The sequence below is a fragment of the Achromobacter sp. 77 genome (assembly GCF_020541125.1).
Taxonomy (GTDB): domain Bacteria; phylum Pseudomonadota; class Gammaproteobacteria; order Burkholderiales; family Burkholderiaceae_B; genus Achromobacter; species Achromobacter mucicolens.
Genome location: NZ_CP059848.1, coordinates 1,407,853 through 1,423,330 on the forward strand (window position 1 = coordinate 1,407,853; position 15,478 = coordinate 1,423,330).

General features: G+C 63.6%; 14 protein-coding genes. 8 read left to right on the forward strand and 6 right to left on the reverse strand.

Going from position 1 to position 15,478, the window contains the following annotated elements; all coding sequences use genetic code 11:
• Nucleotides 1–171 precede the first annotated feature (171 nt).
• The 7 genes from H4P35_RS06375 (at nt 172) to H4P35_RS06405 (ending at nt 6,001) form a co-directional block, all read left to right on the forward strand.
• A complete protein-coding gene (locus tag H4P35_RS06375; protein ID WP_056322083.1) occupies nt 172–951 on the forward strand; it encodes a GntR family transcriptional regulator in 780 nt (259 codons plus the stop codon).
• Nucleotides 952–1,071: 120 nt separating this feature from the next.
• A complete protein-coding gene (gene sdhC, locus H4P35_RS06380; protein WP_056322086.1) occupies nt 1,072–1,485 on the forward strand; it encodes a succinate dehydrogenase, cytochrome b556 subunit in 414 nt (137 codons plus the stop codon).
• The gene (sdhD, locus tag H4P35_RS06385; protein ID WP_056567857.1) at nt 1,486–1,869 is read left to right on the forward strand and encodes a succinate dehydrogenase, hydrophobic membrane anchor protein; all 384 of its coding nucleotides are present in this window, start codon (nt 1,486–1,488) and stop codon (nt 1,867–1,869) included. It begins immediately after the preceding gene.
• Between the two features lie 3 nt (nt 1,870–1,872).
• Entirely contained in the window at nt 1,873–3,651 is a 1,779-nt protein-coding gene (gene sdhA, locus H4P35_RS06390) for a succinate dehydrogenase flavoprotein subunit (RefSeq protein WP_056322092.1), read from the forward strand.
• Between the two features lie 18 nt (nt 3,652–3,669).
• A complete protein-coding gene (locus H4P35_RS06395) occupies nt 3,670–4,386 on the forward strand; it encodes a succinate dehydrogenase iron-sulfur subunit (protein ID WP_056322095.1) in 717 nt (238 codons plus the stop codon).
• Nucleotides 4,387–4,410: 24 nt separating this feature from the next.
• The gene (locus H4P35_RS06400; RefSeq protein ID WP_226848443.1) at nt 4,411–4,671 is read left to right on the forward strand and encodes a succinate dehydrogenase assembly factor 2; all 261 of its coding nucleotides are present in this window, start codon (nt 4,411–4,413) and stop codon (nt 4,669–4,671) included.
• A gap of 19 nt (nt 4,672–4,690) precedes the next feature.
• The gene (locus H4P35_RS06405; protein WP_180099072.1) at nt 4,691–6,001 is read left to right on the forward strand and encodes a citrate synthase; all 1,311 of its coding nucleotides are present in this window, start codon (nt 4,691–4,693) and stop codon (nt 5,999–6,001) included.
• An 80-nt stretch (nt 6,002–6,081) separates the two neighbouring features.
• Here H4P35_RS06405 and H4P35_RS06410 read toward each other — a convergent pair whose 3' ends face one another.
• The 4 genes from H4P35_RS06410 to H4P35_RS06425 form a co-directional block, all read right to left on the reverse strand.
• Nucleotides 6,082–7,107, reverse strand: coding sequence for a fimbrial protein (locus H4P35_RS06410; RefSeq protein ID WP_226848444.1), 1,026 nt, complete (start codon nt 7,105–7,107; stop codon nt 6,082–6,084).
• 14 nt (nt 7,108–7,121) lie between these two features.
• Nucleotides 7,122–9,746 carry a fimbria/pilus outer membrane usher protein gene (locus tag H4P35_RS06415; RefSeq protein WP_226848445.1) on the reverse strand — a complete coding sequence of 875 codons (2,625 nt, stop codon included), beginning with the start codon at nt 9,744–9,746 and terminating at the stop codon, nt 7,122–7,124.
• Between the two features lie 85 nt (nt 9,747–9,831).
• Complete coding sequence (locus H4P35_RS06420; protein WP_226848446.1) at nt 9,832–10,533, reverse strand: fimbria/pilus periplasmic chaperone; 702 nt, start codon at nt 10,531–10,533, stop codon at nt 9,832–9,834.
• Nucleotides 10,534–10,648: 115 nt separating this feature from the next.
• Nucleotides 10,649–11,188 (reverse strand): fimbrial protein, encoded by a 540-nt coding sequence (locus H4P35_RS06425; protein ID WP_226848447.1) that lies wholly within the window; start codon nt 11,186–11,188, stop codon nt 10,649–10,651.
• Nucleotides 11,189–11,358: 170 nt separating this feature from the next.
• Here H4P35_RS06425 and H4P35_RS06430 point away from each other — a divergent pair, with 170 nt between their 5' ends.
• Nucleotides 11,359–12,471, forward strand: a complete 1,113-nt coding sequence (locus H4P35_RS06430) for a hypothetical protein (RefSeq protein ID WP_226848448.1) — start codon at nt 11,359–11,361, stop codon at nt 12,469–12,471.
• 9 nt (nt 12,472–12,480) lie between these two features.
• On the opposite strand, the gene H4P35_RS06435 is transcribed toward H4P35_RS06430, so the two are convergent.
• On the reverse strand, nt 12,481–12,933 hold the full coding sequence (locus tag H4P35_RS06435; RefSeq protein WP_063952711.1) for a DUF2214 family protein: 453 nt from the start codon (nt 12,931–12,933) through the stop codon (nt 12,481–12,483).
• A gap of 100 nt (nt 12,934–13,033) precedes the next feature.
• Nucleotides 13,034–15,334, reverse strand: a complete 2,301-nt coding sequence (locus tag H4P35_RS06440) for an NADP-dependent malic enzyme (RefSeq protein ID WP_056322119.1) — start codon at nt 15,332–15,334, stop codon at nt 13,034–13,036.
• Nucleotides 15,335–15,478 lie beyond the last annotated feature (144 nt).

Sequence of the window (15,478 nt, forward strand, 5' to 3'; positions counted from 1 at the left end):
GCCTCCCGATATGCCACAATAGAGCGTTTATTCGAATGCGCCGCGGCCCCGCTCGGCCGTGCGTCTGCATCAAGCCTGAAGACCGGCGGCAGCAGCGCATGCGGATGAGTTTGCATCCCTGGCGTTGTCTTCTCATTCATCCGGATAAACATGACACTCTCAAGAAGATCCATGGCAGAGCCTCGGCCCGAAACCTCCTTACGCAATCGCGCCGCCCGTCCGACGGGCGAGGGAGCCGCTTTCAGTCCGCTCTACCGCCAGATCAAGGATCTGCTTGTTCAAAGCCTCGAACGCGGCGAATGGAAGCCCGGCGAGCTCATCCCCAGCGAAATCGATCTGGCCGCCCGTTTCCAGGTGAGCCAGGGCACGGTGCGCAAGGCGGTCGATGAGCTGGCGGCCGAGCACATGCTGCTGCGCCGCCAGGGCAAGGGCACTTTTGTCGCCACCCACCACGAAGCCCGCGTGCGCTACCGTTTCCTGCGCCTGGCCCCCGACGAAGAGGGCGAGGCCGGCCGGGCGGAAAGCCGCATCCTGGAATGCCGCCGCACGCGCGCGCCCGCCGAGATCGCCCGCGCGCTCGATCTGCGCGCCGGCGAAACCGTCGTCATGATCCGCCGCCTGCTGTCCATGGGGCAGACACCCACCGTGCTGGACGACATCTGGCTGCCCGGTTCCATCTTTCGTGGTCTCACCCTGGAGCTGCTGACCGCCAACAAGGCGCCGCTCTATGGCCTTTTTGAATCCGAGTTCGGCGTCAGCATGGTGCGCGCGGACGAGAAGCTGCGTGCGGTCGCCGCGCCGGCCGAAGTCTGTACGCTGCTTAATGTTGCCGCCGGAACGCCGTTGTTGCAGGTAGACCGGGTGTCTTACACGTACGGTGACCGCCCCATGGAAATCCGCCGGGGGTTGTACTTGACCGATCGATACCACTACCGCAATAGTCTGAATTGATGAGCTTTTTACCTACGATTTGATACCAACCCGTCTCTGGGCGAAAATACCGCGTTTGCCCGCAAGGGCCGCGGCAATTTTGCCGTAACGATTCCCTAGTTCCGAAACACCGAGGCCGTCATGTCCGACACCGCTGCCAAGCCACGTCCGCAGTTTCGCAATATTGGTATTGCGCAACTTGCCAGTTACCGCCTGCCCCTGGCCGGCAAGCTGTCCATTCTGCACCGCGTCAGCGGCGCGTTGTTGTTCCTCTGTCTTCCCTTGGTCATCCTGCCGCTGTTCGCGGCCAGCGTGGCCGCGCCCCAGACGTTCGCCGCCGTGGCCGCGTACGCCGGCAACCCGATCGTCAAGCTCGTTTTCCTCGTCCTCGTGTGGGGCTACCTGCACCACTTCTGTGCAGGCATCCGCTACCTGATGCTGGATCTGCACATCGGCATCGACAAGCAATCGTCCAAGAAGAGCGCCGGCGTGGTGTTCGGCGTCAGCCTCGCGCTGACCCTGGTGTTTGCTCTCAAACTGTTCGGAGTGCTGTAAATGGCCGCCGCTAAAAACTACGGACCCAAGCGCCTGGTCGTCGGCGCGCACTATGGCGTCATGGACTTCATCATCCAGCGCATCACCGCCGTCATCATGGCCGTGTACACGCTGGTGCTGCTCATCGGCATCCTGATGATGCCTGCCTTCACGTACGAGCACTGGACCGCGCTGTTCAATTTCTACGTGGGCGTTCTTCCGGTTGGCCAGATCCTGGCCACCCTTGCATTCATTGCGCTGGCCTGGCATGCCTGGATTGGCGTGCGCGACATCTGGATGGACTACGTCAAGTCGGTGGGCGTGCGCCTGCTGCTGCAAGTGCTGACGATCCTCTGGCTGGTCGGTTCGGTCGTTTACTTCGCGCAAATCCTCTGGAGCATCTAAGCCGTGGTCTCTGTCATGAAATCCCTGCCGCGCCGCCAGTTTGATGTGGTGGTCGTTGGCGCCGGCGGAGCCGGCATGCGTTGTTCGCTGCAACTGTCCCAAGCGGGGCTGTCCGTTGCGGTGCTCTCCAAAGTGTTCCCCACGCGCTCGCACACCGTTGCCGCGCAGGGCGGCGTCAGCGCCTCCCTGGGCAACATGAGCGAAGACAACTGGTACTGGCACATGTACGACACCGTCAAGGGTTCGGACTGGCTGGGCGACCAGGACGCCATCGAATTCATGTGCCGTGAAGCCCCGAACGCCGTGTACGAGCTCGAGCACTTCGGCATGCCGTTCGACCGCAACCCCGACGGCACGATCTATCAGCGTCCGTTCGGCGGCCATACCGCGAACTTCGGCGAAAAGCCCGTCCAGCGCGCCTGTGCCGCTGCTGACCGTACCGGCCACGCCCTGCTGCACACGCTCTATCAGCGCAACGTTGCCGCGCGCACCCAGTTCTTCGTCGAATGGATGGCGCTGGACCTGCTGCGCAACGAAGCCGGCGACGTCGTGGGCGTGACCGCCCTCGAAATGGAAACGGGCGAGATCTACATCCTGGAAGCCAAGACCACGGTGCTGGCCACCGGCGGCGCGGGCCGCATCTGGGCCGCTTCCACCAACGCGTTCATCAACACCGGCGACGGCCTGGGCATGGCTGCCCGTGCCGGCATCCCGCTGCAAGACATGGAATTCTGGCAGTTCCACCCGACCGGCGTGGCCGGCGCGGGCGTGCTGATCACGGAAGGCGTGCGCGGCGAAGGCGGCATCCTCTTGAACAAGGATGGCGAGCGCTTCATGGAGCGCTATGCGCCCACCCTGAAGGATCTGGCGCCGCGCGACTTCGTGTCGCGCTCGATGGACCAGGAAATCAAGGAAGGCCGCGGTTGCGGTCCGGACGGCAGCTACGTGGTGCTCAAGCTTGACCACCTGGGCGCCGACGTCATCAACAAGCGCCTGCCCTCGATCCGCGAAATCGCCATCAAGTTCGGCAACGTGGACCCGATCAAGGAACCGATCCCCGTCGTTCCGACCATCCACTACCAGATGGGCGGCATTCCGGCCAACTACCACGGCCAGGTGCTGACGCGCGAAAACGGCGAGAACAAGATCGTCAACGGCCTGTACGCCATCGGCGAATGCGCCGCGGTGTCGGTCCACGGCGCGAACCGCCTGGGCACGAACTCGCTGCTGGACCTGATCGTGTTCGGCCGTGCCACCGGCAACCACATCGTGAATTCGCATCCTGAGCGCCAGCGCGCGCACCAGGACCTGCCGCAGCAGGCCGTCGAATTCTCGCTGGACCGCATCAACAAGCTGGAATCGCGCACGTCCGGCGAAAAGACGCAAGACATCGGCAACGCCATCCGCTTCTCGATGCAGCGCCACTGCGGCGTGTTCCGCACGCTGGAGCTGCTGAACGAAGGCGTGACCCAGATCGAAGATCTGGCCAAGCAAGCCGACAGCATCTACTTCAAGGACAAGTCCAAGGTGTTCAACACCGCCCGCGTCGAGGCGCTGGAACTGGCGAACATGACCGAAGTGGCCCGCGCCACCATCAAGTCGGCCGCCGCCCGCACCGAAAGCCGCGGCGCGCATGCGCTTGACGACCACCCGACCCGCGACGACGAGAACTGGCTGAAGCACACGCTTTGGTACTCCGAAGGCAGCCGCCTGGATTACAAGCCTGTTCAGATGAAGCCGCTGACGGTCGAGTCCTTCCCGCCCAAGGCGCGTACCTTCTAAGTCCGGATTGAGCCTACTATGAGCACCAAGAGAATCGTCAAGTTCGAAATCTACCGCTACGATCCGGACAAGGACGAGCGTCCCTACATGCAGAAGCTGGACGTCGAACTCCAGCCCACCGACAAGATGCTGCTTGATGCGCTGGTGCGCATCAAGAACGACGTCGATGACAGCCTGGCCCTGCGCCGCTCGTGCCGTGAAGGCGTGTGCGGTTCGGACGCCATGAACATCAACGGCAAGAACGGCCTGGCCTGCACCACGAACCTGCGCGAACTGAAGGAACCGATCGTCCTGCGTCCGCTGCCTGGCCTGCCGGTCATCCGCGACCTGATCGTGGACATGACGCACTTCTTCAACCAGTACCACTCGATCCGCCCGTACCTCATCAACGACACGCCGCCGCCCGAAAAAGAGCGCCTGCAGTCGCCCGAGGCGCGCGAGGAACTCGACGGCCTGTACGAGTGCATCCTGTGCGCGTGCTGTTCCACTTCCTGCCCGTCGTTCTGGTGGAATCCTGACAAGTTCGTCGGCCCGGCCGGCCTGCTGCAAGCCTACCGTTTCATCGCCGACAGCCGCGACGAAGCCACCGGCGAGCGCCTGGACAACCTGGAAGACCCGTACCGTCTGTTCCGTTGCCACACGATCATGAATTGCGTCGACGTCTGTCCCAAGGGACTGAACCCGACCAAGGCGATCGGCAAGATCAAGGAACTGATGGTCCGCCGCACGGTCTAGTTTTTGTGTATTTGAGGTGTACGAATGAGCAGGCTGACTGAACTGGAGCGGGCGCGACTGCGTTGGCGGGCGCGCCGCGGCCTGCTCGAAAACGACTTGATCATCACCCGGTATCTGGATGCCCACGAAGCTGAGCTTACCGATGATGACGTGGCCGCATTGACCCAGCTTTTCGAGATGGGAGACAACGATCTTCTCGATCTGCTGCTGGCCAGAAAGGAACTCGAAGGCAAATTGGACACCCCCAAGCTTCGGGCGATTATTGGCCAGATGCGCTCGCTCTGATTAATTGAGAGGAATAAACATGAACCTGTCTGACAAAAAAGCCACTCTATCCTTCTCGGATGGCAGCGCACCCATTGAGTTCCCTGTCTACAAGGGCACGGTCGGTCCGGATGTGATCGACATCCGCAAGCTGTACGGCCAGACGGGCATGTTCACGTTTGACCCCGGCTTCATGTCGACGGCCGCGTGCGAATCCGGCATCACGTACATCGACGGCGACAAGGGCGAACTGCTGTACCGCGGCTACCCGATCGAACAGCTGGCCGTGAACTGCGACTTCATGGACATCTGCTACCTGATCCTGAACGGCGAACTGCCGAACCAGGAACAAAAGGCCGATTTCGACTCGCAAGTGACCCATCACACGATGGTCAACGAGCAACTGCACTTCTTCCTGCGTGGCTTCCGCCGCGACGCCCACCCGATGGCCGTCCTGACGGGCCTGGTGGGTGCGCTGTCCGCGTTCTACCACGACTCCACCGACATCACGAACCCGCAGCATCGCCACATCTCGGCCATCCGCCTGATCGCCAAGATGCCGACGCTGGTTGCGATGGCGTACAAGTACTCGCAAGGCCAACCGTTCATCTACCCGCAAAACGATCTGTCCTACACGGGCAACTTCCTGCGCATGATGTTCGCCACGCCGTGCGAAGACTACAAGGTCAATGAAGTCGTCGAGCGCGCGCTGGACCGCATCTTCATTCTGCACGCCGACCACGAGCAAAACGCGTCGACCTCGACCGTCCGCCTGTGCGGCTCGTCGGGCACCAACCCGTTCGCGGCCATCTCGGCTGGCGTGGCTTGCCTGTGGGGTCCGGCCCACGGCGGCGCCAACGAAGCTTGCCTGCAGATGCTCGAAGAACTGCAAGCCAACGGCGGCATCGACAAGGTTGGCGAGTTCATGGAGAAGGTCAAGGACAAGAACTCGGGCGTGCGCCTGATGGGCTTTGGCCACCGCGTCTACAAGAACTACGACCCGCGCGCCAAGCTGATGCAGGAAACCTGCAAGGAAGTGCTGGCCGCCCTGGGTCTGGAAAATGACCCGCTGTTCAAGCTGGCCATGGAACTGGAACGCATCGCCCTGTCGGATCCGTACTTCGTGCAGCGCAAGCTGTACCCGAACGTGGACTTCTACTCGGGTATCGTCCAGCGCGCCATCGGCATCCCGACCTCGCTGTTCACGGCCATCTTCGCGCTGGCTCGCACGGTGGGCTGGATCGCCCAGTGGAACGAAATGCTGTCGGATCCCGATTACAAGATCGGCCGTCCGCGTCAGCTGTTCACCGGTTCGGTCACGCGCGACGTGCCCCCGATGGACAAGCGTTAATTCGCAATGCGCATCCGGAAGGCAACGCCTTCCGGCAAAACGCCAGTCAGCCTTGCGCCGACTGGCGTTTTTCTTTGCGGCTACAGGTAGTTCATCGTGAAGGTGACTGCCGTGTTTGCCGAGCCCGGCGTGACGTTGTCGCCGGTTTGACGATATCTCGCCCGCAAGGGGATCTTGAAGCTGCCGCCGGCTGCGCTGTTGTATGCAGCAAACGGCAGTCTCCTTCCCAGAACGGCCGGATTGCCATCGGCGTCCAGCAACTGGACGCCGACGCCCGTTGCCGATGAACTCGCGTCCAGACCGATGACTGCATTTGCGGCGTCCACAACGGGAGTGACGGCGTCGATCCGGTAGTGGATGGTGCTCATCCCCGCCGGGCAGCCATTCAACGAAATATCGAATGCAACAACCTGACTGGACGAATCCTTGCCCGTGAAATCCGAGGACTTGGGGGTTCCGAGGAATACGGAAACGTCGGGCGTGGTGCACGCCTGTGACGTCACCGCCATCGCCATCGTGACGAACTGGATTTCGAGGTTCGGATTCGTGACGATACCGCCACCCCCTTCATTCGATGACGACGCCGCGGCGGCAAGGGTGATCGGTGCGAGAACGCCGGTGGCCACCGGTCCGATTTTGACGAACATCGCGCGTAGCTGGCCGCCGTTGGTGACTGCGCCTGCCGTGTTGCATGCGCCGCCTCTCCAGATCGGCGTCAGGGCCTGGAATGCTGCCCACCCGCAGCCGTTGATGTAGCCTCTGCCACCCAGGATGATGCCTAGACCATCGACGCCGGTCGCGTAAACCGTGTAGGTGATTCCATCAACCACCTTGGTCCAACCCGAGCTGGGAATGAGTGTGCGCATACTCGTGCCGGTGCCGATGCCCGCGGGAACATTGCAATTGAACCAGTTGGTGGTGGCGTCGGTTTCCAGCCAGCCGGTCAGCGCGGTGCCGTTGGTCGCATCCCGGGGAATCGTGATGTGGGGCGGTGTGTTCACGGCAACCGAGCTTGTCGTCTGGGTGCAGATCGAGGCGGCCCACGAAGACGTGGAACCGAGCAAGGCAAGCAGCAAAATCGCCGCATGCAGGATGGCTTTTTTCATCAGTGTTCTCATCATCAGTTGATGGCTATCCGGGTAAGCGCCGACCCCTCGCAGAGCAGTCCGCTTACCCGCGGCAGCGCTGCGTCCTTGGGAGGCTGCGCGGGAAGGGCGTAGCCGAACGTGCAGGCTTGCCCATCGTTCGCGCCCCATTGCACGGTCAGGATGCCCTGCGTGTCCTTCAGTCCGCGCGCAAGGACGCGGCCGCCTTGCGCCACGACTCCCACGCTGTTTCCGTCGGCGTCCCGCACGTCGGCGCCAAACGGAAGGGGTTCGCCGCCGGGCGTTGCCACGGTCAGCAGCGCGGCACTGCCGGCGTTTTCGGTTTCGAAGCTCAGCCGAACCACCGCGCCGGCGGTAGGGGCCACGTGTTGTTCGGTCGCCTTGAGCTCGACATTGAACGGCAGACCCTTGGGATCGATTTCGATGCCGTTTCTGGCGTAGGGTGTCAACGTCGATACGATCGCGCGGCCCTTGGCGTCCAGGCGCACGCCGCTGCTGTTGAGCACCCGCGCGCCGGCAGCATCTTTCGCTTCGACGATGGCGATCGTTTCGCCAGAGACCGGCGTCATCACGACACCGCCGCCATAGCCCACGACGCCGCCGGAAATGCCCGCGCCGTATTGCGTGTAGTTCGCGCTGGTGCTGGCGTTGGCGGTCACGGCGGTCACTGGCGTGAGGTACGAGGCGTTGGCTGCGATGTTGGTGTTGGCCGGGCCGTTTGACGACACGCCGCGGCCGGCGCTGACGCCATAGTTGAACGCGTTGTCCGCGCCGAGCGAGCCCGCCACGGATTGCTGGACGCTGCCAGATCCATCCGATCCCTTCTGCAGGCTGGTCGATGCGTAGACCGGATTCTGGTTGCGGCCCAGCGGAATGCCCAGGTTGAGCATGACCTGGTTGTCCCATTTCTGGGTGCCCACGTTGAGTTGGCGGGTGGCCGAAACGCTATAGTTCACGCGCTTGTAGCTGTTGCTGTAGGCCGCCTGGATCTGCGAGTCGCGGCCGGACTTGTCCCAGTAGTCCTGGGTCGAACCCGTGAAATGCAGGGATCCATAACCGGCCGGCAGGTTTTGATTGATCGTCGCCTGCAGACGGCCTCGTTGCGTTCCATACGGGCCAGCGCCTTGCCCCAGCTCTTGCCGGGATCTCAGCTCCATGGCGTCGGCCATGCTCAGGTAGCCGCGGCTGGAATAGCGGTAGGCCGCAAGCGTGAGGTTGGTGCGCGTGGGCTCCAGGAACTTGGAGTAGCCCAGTTTGACGCTCTGCCCATTGCGGTTTTTTTCCTTGGGCAGGCGCGTGGCCGCCTGCGTGACGTCCAGGCCAAACGCGCCAAAATCCGTGTTTAGCGCAGCGCCGCCCAACACGGCGCCGTAGCCCTGAGCCCCGGTCAGGCCGCCATAGGCAGTCACCAGGTTGTTGATCCCATGCTGAACGGTCGCTTGCGCCATCAGGGGCTGACCGGCCGTCTGCGGCGTGCGGTACTGGCCCGCGGTGACGCTGTAGCGGGTCACACCCGGGCGCAACGAATTCACCGTGCTGGAGAAAGGAACCCGTGACACCAGGACGCGGCCGTCGGCTTCGTTGACCACCATCTCCAGGTCGCCGCCGTAGCCGGTGGCATACAGGTCGTCAATGATGAACGGACCGGGGGCGACGGTGGTTTCGTAGATGATGTTGCCGTTCTGGCGCACCTGGACGCGCGCGTTCGTGTTGGCGATGCCGCGCAGGGTCGGCGCAAAGCCGCGCTGCGATTCGGGATACATGCGATCGTCGCTGGACATCTGCACGCCGCGGAACCCGACGCTGTCAAAAGTCGACCCGTCCGTGAAGGCATCGCCGATCACCAGCTGGCTCTTCATGCCGGTGATGTTGCGCCGCAGATTGGTCTGCACGCTTTGATACTGCAGGCCGCTCTTGCTGCCCTTTGTTGCGTTGCCGGTGTGGCGCAAGCGCCAGGGGCCCGCGTTCGCGCCGGCGTTCAGACCCGCAAAGCTCTGCGTCGACGTCTTGCCATCGGCGCGGGAGGTGTAGAAGTTCGCGTTGTAATTCAAGAGCGCCGCCGGCACGCCTTCGTCCCAATGCTTGGGGTCCACGAACCCGCGGCCCTGCCGGATCAGCGAGGCCTGGGGCACCGTCACGTTCAGCCGCTGTTCGCCCGCGTCGAACTCCGCATGCGCTTCCTTCACCAGGTCGGTCACCGGGACACATTGGCCGGCGGTCAGCTGCCCGGCTCGCGCGGCGTCGATCTTGGCGAGGTCGATGCCCACCAGTTCGACCAGCGCCGGGTCGAAACAGGCTTGAAGCGGCGCGTTTGAGGTCGAAGGTTTGCCGATGCGCACGTCGGAACGCCCCAGCCAGCGGTCGTTCACCAGCACGTCGAGACGGTAGGTGCCCGGGATGGCGCTGTTCGAGCGCGAGAACTGGCTGACGTCCACCTCCGCGCCGCTCAGGAAGGCGTCGTTGAACTCCACGTCCGCTTCCAACGCGGCGAGCTCGGTGCTGCTGGCGGCCCAGGCAGTTGCGCTGAGCAGGCTTAGCGTGATCGCGGCGAGCGCGAAATGCGGCGTGGTGGCGAGACGTTCCATGATGGGCAGGTGCGTGATGAGGCGCGGCGCTATCGGCTGGCTGATGCCTGCCAATGGCGCCGCCCCTGCAGGCGTCGGGTGGTGGTTTGGTAAGCGGACCGCCGGCCGGTCAGTGCGGGCCGGTCATGCTGATGCCGCGCTAGGCGGGGCTGAGGGCGCGTGTGCCTTTGACTGCGCCGCCGTGGTCATTCAGGAAGCGGTACGTGACTTCGGCGTCTGCGCCCTGGACCACGTCGCCCACAAGGGGAAGGACCTTTTTTTCGCCCGGGGCCAGCATGTCCCCGTCGGTGAACTTGGCGCGCTTGCCGTTGCTTGCCACATTGATTTCGATGAAGGTGATGTGATACGGCGTGGGGTTTGTGGCTTCGATTGCGGTGCGGTTGCCGGACTTGACCAGGCGCCAGCTGACCTGCGCGGGTGCGTCTTCGGCTTTGCCCTTGAGGTCCTTGGGCCGGTAGAACAGCTTGATTCGCGACCGGAACGCCATCTGCAAGAGGTTCTGATTGGCCTTGTCCTTGGGCGGGATTTCCAACACGTTGAGCCAGAACACGGACTCCTTGTCCTGGACCATCGGTTCGCCCGTGTGCATCAGGCGCAGGGTCTGACCCTTGCCTTGGTCGATGCGGGAGACGGGCGGGGTCACGATGAACGGCACCTGGATGGATCCCGGCGCCGCCTTGGCGTCGCCCTTGTCGATCCAGGTCTGGGTGAGCGCGGGCTGGTCGCCCTCGTTCTTGAGCTTGACGTTGACTTCCGCCTGGCCGGCCTCATAGACGATTCGGGTGCTGCCAATGACGACGGATGCGGTTGCCGGCGCGGCGGCGAAGATACAACCTGCCAACGCTCCGGCTGCAAGAGCTACGTTGAATGGGTTCATCGGTTTCCTCGGACTGTAAATGGGGGCTTGACTACTGATCCGGGCGGCTGCAAACGAGCGCGAGGCCAAGCCGGGCGGCTTATTGATAAATGATGGTGTATTTGGCAGTGGCGTTCACGTTGCCCGCGCCTGCCTGGCCGAGCGCGAAATACTGAGCCTGGTAATGAAGCGTGGCCTCGCCGCTGTTCAGGGAGACGGCCTTGGAGTTCTGAGCCTCGTCGGCGACGGTGACGCTGATGGGTGTTGCGTCGCCATTCAGGAGGCGGATCTCGACGTTGGCGGCCCCCCCTGCGGCGATCGTCAGGTTGCCGGTGGCGGCATTGCCGTTGGCGCCGGGCTCGAACAGGGTGTGGACCATGCCCGTACCGGGGGTGCATGCGGTCAGGCGGATGGTGAAGGGCGTGGTGCCGGCCGTTTGGCCCGCGGCCGTCAGTGAATCGACGCCGACCGTGGGCATGAGCACGTTGAAGTTCTTGCTGCCGGTGCCGTTGCCATCGATGGTGCACGTGTTGGCGGATATGGCGCCCGTGAAATTGATCGTGCCGTCCGAGGCAAAGGCCAGCTGCGACGTGGAAGCGAGGGCGCCGATGGCCAGCGCGATGATTACTTTGGATTTCATAAGTTGATGTCTATCAAATTGGCTGAAATGCAATGCGCCGACGGTGCTTTTCAGAGGTTTATGGCGTACTTCTCGGCGACATGTGTGATTACAGTCGGTCCGAGAAGTGGTGTCTTTAATAAAATTCTGATAATTAGCTAGTGAGTAATTTTGCGGATAGCATCACCGCCATGATTCCGATAGCACTTCCCAGCGCCAGTTTTTTCATTCTGCTCACGGCCGGCTTCTTCGCCGGCCTGTTGTTGTTGGGCTGGGGCATCGCCCTGGCCATCAGCGGCCGCGCCCGGCGCACCGTCCGCAAGTACTGGAAGACGTCCCTCGTGCTTTGCCTGGCGCTGGCCGCGCCGTTCAGCTTCTATGCCTGGTTCCACGCGGTGATGTGGCAGGTGGGCCGGGACATCGATCGCAAGCAGGCGGCGCTGCGCGTCACATTGCAGGAGCCCGCAGTGGTTGGCGGCGTGGCGATGCCGGCGGGCACGCGCCTGACCCTGAAGGACGAGGGCAAGCTCGACACCTACGTCGAAGCCAGTTTTCCGCAAGCGGTGCCCATGCTGGGCGTTCAGGCAACGTCTGCACGGCGCTACCTGGATACCGAGTACGAAGCGCAAACCTATGCCACGCTTGGCCGGCACCCGCGCACGGTCATCCTGCGAGGCGCGGGCGTGCAGACCGTGCAAGGTTGGGGGTGCGACGGCGCGCACGACATCGAGTTCGCCGTCGAGCCGGACGGCGCCATGAAGGCGTTCGAACAATGCGTGCTGGCGCCGGGCAACGAGGCCGGGGGCCTGGCCATCGCGGCAGGCACGGCGTTGCGCGGATCGAGCGGCACGGTCTACACGGATGGTTCGCGGGACGCCGACCGCTGGCGGCTTGAGGTGGAGAGCGAGGCGGCCGTGCCGCTGTTCGGGCTGTTTCTCAGCCGGCCCACGCTCTATCTGGATGCGTCGCGCAACGTATTGCGCGTCACGGACGCGGAGCTGGCGTGCCGCACGCAGTTCGGCGGCCTGACGTACCCCGCTGGCACACAGTTCAAGACCGCGCGGCGGGGCGCGGAGGAGGATCGTGAACCGTACCCGGGCGTCCTCGTCTTCAGTCCTTGGAACGGGCAGGCCGCGGTTCGGCCCGGCCGCGAGGACGTGCCCGAAGGCATGTCCGTGATGCATGCGCCGCAAGGCGAGTTCATCAAGATCGTCAGCAACGAAGCGGCGGGTGTGTTCCGCTTTGACACGTTCGTCGTCGATGGCAAGGAGCCGGCGCGCCCGGCGCGCGCCCGCTGCCCATAGCCGCAGGCATCAGTAGCCGATGCCGCGCGCCATCAGCACCGCGAAGAGCGGCAGGAAGATGAACAGGTGCGAAGCGATCATCACCCAGCGGCGCGCGCGCTTGATCTCGGGCAGGGCCGGGACGAACTCCGGTTGCTGGCGCCGTTGTTTTGCCCAGCGCAGGAAAGTCAGCGTGGGCGGAATGGAACAGAGCGCGATGACGACAAAGAGCGAAATCTTGGCGTGGAACCAGGGATTGCCCATGTAGAACGCGGCGCCCTTGGCGCCTGCGGTCAGCCGCAGCACCCCGGTGACGAGGACGAGGATTGCGCTCACGCCGTAGAGGCGGTCGTAGATGATGAGGCGCTTGACGCCGGCGGGCGTCAGGTCGGGGCGCAGCAATACGGCTTCGGCGGTGAGCACCACCACCAGAACGAAGATCGCCAGGTAGTGGAACCAGGCATACATTGCATCGGCCAGCATGTCGTCTCCAGGTAAAGGTCAAGCTAGGTTTTACCATCCAAAAAAGAAAACGGGCGCCCCGTTTGAGGGGCGCCCGTGAGCGTGCAGCCAGAGGGTGCGATCAGCGGCGGCGCTTCTTGGCTTCTTCCGCGGCTTCCTGCTGCGCATCCACCACGGCCAGGGCCGTCATGTTGACGATGCGGCGCACGGTGGCGCTGGTGGTCAGGATATGCACGGGACGCGCGGCGCCCAGCAGGATCGGACCCATCGCGACGCCATTGCTGCCGGTCATCTTCAGCATGTTGTACGTGATGTTGCCGGTGTCCAGATTGGGCATGACCAGAAGGTTGGCCGGGCCCTTCAGCGTGCTGTCCGGGTAGGCCAGGACGCGGATCTTTTCGGACAGGGCGGCGTCGGCGTGCATTTCGCCGTCGACTTCCAGGTCAGGGGCACGGTCTTGCACGATCTGGCGCGCGGCGGCCATCTTGCGCGACGATTCCGTGATGCGGCTGCCGAAGTTCGAGTGCGACAGCAGCGCGATCTTGGGCACCACGCCGAAACGCAGCATTTCGTCGGCGGCCTGGATCGTGATGCTGGCGACTTCCTCGGCCGTCGGGTTTTCGTTGACGTGGGTGTCGGTGACGAACAGCGTCTGGTCGGGCAGCATCAGCACGTTCAGGGCGGCGTAGGTCTGGCCTTCCTTCTTGCCGATGATTTCGTCGATGTACTTGAGCTGGTTGTCGTACTTGCTGGCCACGCCGCACAGCAGTGCGTCGGCATCGCCACGGCGCAGCAGCATCGCGCCGATCAGCGTGTTGTGCTTGCGGATCATCGCCTTGGCGATGGCCGGCGTCACGCCTTCACGGCCCTTCAACTGGTAGTACGCGTTCCAGGTTTCGTTGAAGCGGCTGTCGTCTTCGGGATCCACGATCTCGAAGTGCTGACCGGCGATGAGGCGCAGGCCGGCCTTCTGGATGCGCATTTCGATGACGGCGGGACGGCCGATCAAGATCGGGAACGCCAGCTTCTCGTCGGCAACCGTCTGCACGGCGCGCAGCACGCGCTCGTCTTCGCCGTCGGCGTAGATGACGCGCTTGGGCGCCTTCTTGGCCTGGGCGAACAGCGGGCGCATCAGTTGGCCCGAGTGGTACACGAAGCCCATCAGCTTCTGGCGGTAGGCCTCGATGTCCTCGATGGGACGGGCGGCAACGCCGGAGTCGGCGGCGGCCTGCGCGACGGCCGGCGCGATCTGGACGATCAGGCGCGGGTCGAACGGCTTGGGGATGATGTACTCGGGACCGAACGACAGTTCCTGGCCAGCGTAGGCGCGGGCCACTTCATCGTTCTGCTCGGCCTGGGCGAGGTCGGCGATGGCCTTGACGCACGCCAGCTTCATTTCTTCGGTGATGCGCGAAGCGCCGGCATCCATGGCGCCGCGGAAGATGAAGGGGAAGCACAGGACGTTGTTGACCTGGTTCGGGTAGTCCGAACGGCCCGTCGCGATGATGCAGTCGGGGCGCGCGGCCTTGGCGACTTCGGGGCGGATTTCGGGTTCCGGGTTGGCCAGGGCCAGGATCAGCGGACGGTCGGCCATGGTCTTGACCATGTCGGCGGTCAGCACGCCGGCGGTCGAGCAGCCCAGGAACACGTCGGCGCCATTGACCACGTCGGCCAGCGTGCGCGCGTCGGTCTTTTGCGCGTAGCGCTTCTTGTTGGCTTCCATGTTCTCGTCGCGGCCGTCCCAGATGACGCCGCGCGAGTCGACCACGAAGATGTTTTCGCGCTTGATGCCCAGGTGAACCAGCAGGTCCAGGCATGCGATGGCCGCGGCGCCGGCGCCGGAGCAGGCCAGCTTGACCGAGCCGATGTCCTTGTTCACGACCTTCAGGCCGTTCAGGATGGCGGCCGACGAGATGATGGCGGTGCCGTGCTGGTCGTCGTGGAAGACGGGGATCTTCATGCGCTCGCGCAGCTTCTTCTCGATGTAGAAGCACTCGGGCGCCTTGATATCTTCAAGGTTGACGCCGCCCAGCGTGGGCTCGAGCGCGGCAATGATGTCCACCAGCTTGTCCGGATCGTTTTCCGCGAGTTCGATGTCGAACACGTCGATGCCGGCGAATTTCTTGAACAGGCAACCCTTGCCTTCCATCACGGGCTTGGCGGCCAGCGGACCGATGTTGCCCAGACCCAGGACGGCGGTGCCGTTGGTGATCACGCCCACGAGGTTGCCGCGCGACGTGTACTTGGAGGCGGCGTCGTCGCCCTGGTCGAAAATGGCCATGCAAGCCGCAGCCACGCCGGGGGAGTAGGCCAGGGACAGGTCGTCCTGGTTGGCCAGGGTCTTGGTCGGGGTGACCGAGATTTTGCCGGGAGTGGGATAGGCGTGGTAGTCCAACGCCAGTTTGGTGAGAGTTTCGTCCATGGGATCGGGGCCTGAAAGGGCTAACGGAAAAAAACAGGGATGCAAAAGGCGGGCTCGCGGCCCGCCGTATTCATCGCGAAATGCTTAGGGAACACCCGTATTTCACCAGAAAGCGCGGGTGCTTGGTTGCTGCAGTGCAGCGAG

Bases quoted from the DNA above. Each gene is read 5' to 3' on its own strand.
- H4P35_RS06375 (WP_056322083.1), top strand. From the start codon at position 172: ATGGCAGAGCCTCGGCCCGAAACCTCCTTACGCAATCGCGCCGCCCGT.
- sdhC (WP_056322086.1), top strand. From the start codon at position 1,072: ATGTCCGACACCGCTGCCAAGCCACGTCCGCAGTTTCGCAATATTGGT.
- sdhD (WP_056567857.1), top strand. From the start codon at position 1,486: ATGGCCGCCGCTAAAAACTACGGACCCAAGCGCCTGGTCGTCGGCGCG.
- H4P35_RS06395 (WP_056322095.1), top strand. From the start codon at position 3,670: ATGAGCACCAAGAGAATCGTCAAGTTCGAAATCTACCGCTACGATCCG.
- H4P35_RS06400 (WP_226848443.1), top strand. From the start codon at position 4,411: ATGAGCAGGCTGACTGAACTGGAGCGGGCGCGACTGCGTTGGCGGGCG.
- H4P35_RS06405 (WP_180099072.1), top strand. From the start codon at position 4,691: ATGAACCTGTCTGACAAAAAAGCCACTCTATCCTTCTCGGATGGCAGC.
- H4P35_RS06410 (WP_226848444.1), bottom strand. From the start codon at position 7,107: ATGAAAAAAGCCATCCTGCATGCGGCGATTTTGCTGCTTGCCTTGCTC.
- H4P35_RS06425 (WP_226848447.1), bottom strand. From the start codon at position 11,188: ATGAAATCCAAAGTAATCATCGCGCTGGCCATCGGCGCCCTCGCTTCC.
- H4P35_RS06430 (WP_226848448.1), top strand. From the start codon at position 11,359: ATGATTCCGATAGCACTTCCCAGCGCCAGTTTTTTCATTCTGCTCACG.
- H4P35_RS06435 (WP_063952711.1), bottom strand. From the start codon at position 12,933: ATGCTGGCCGATGCAATGTATGCCTGGTTCCACTACCTGGCGATCTTC.
- H4P35_RS06440 (WP_056322119.1), bottom strand. From the start codon at position 15,334: ATGGACGAAACTCTCACCAAACTGGCGTTGGACTACCACGCCTATCCC.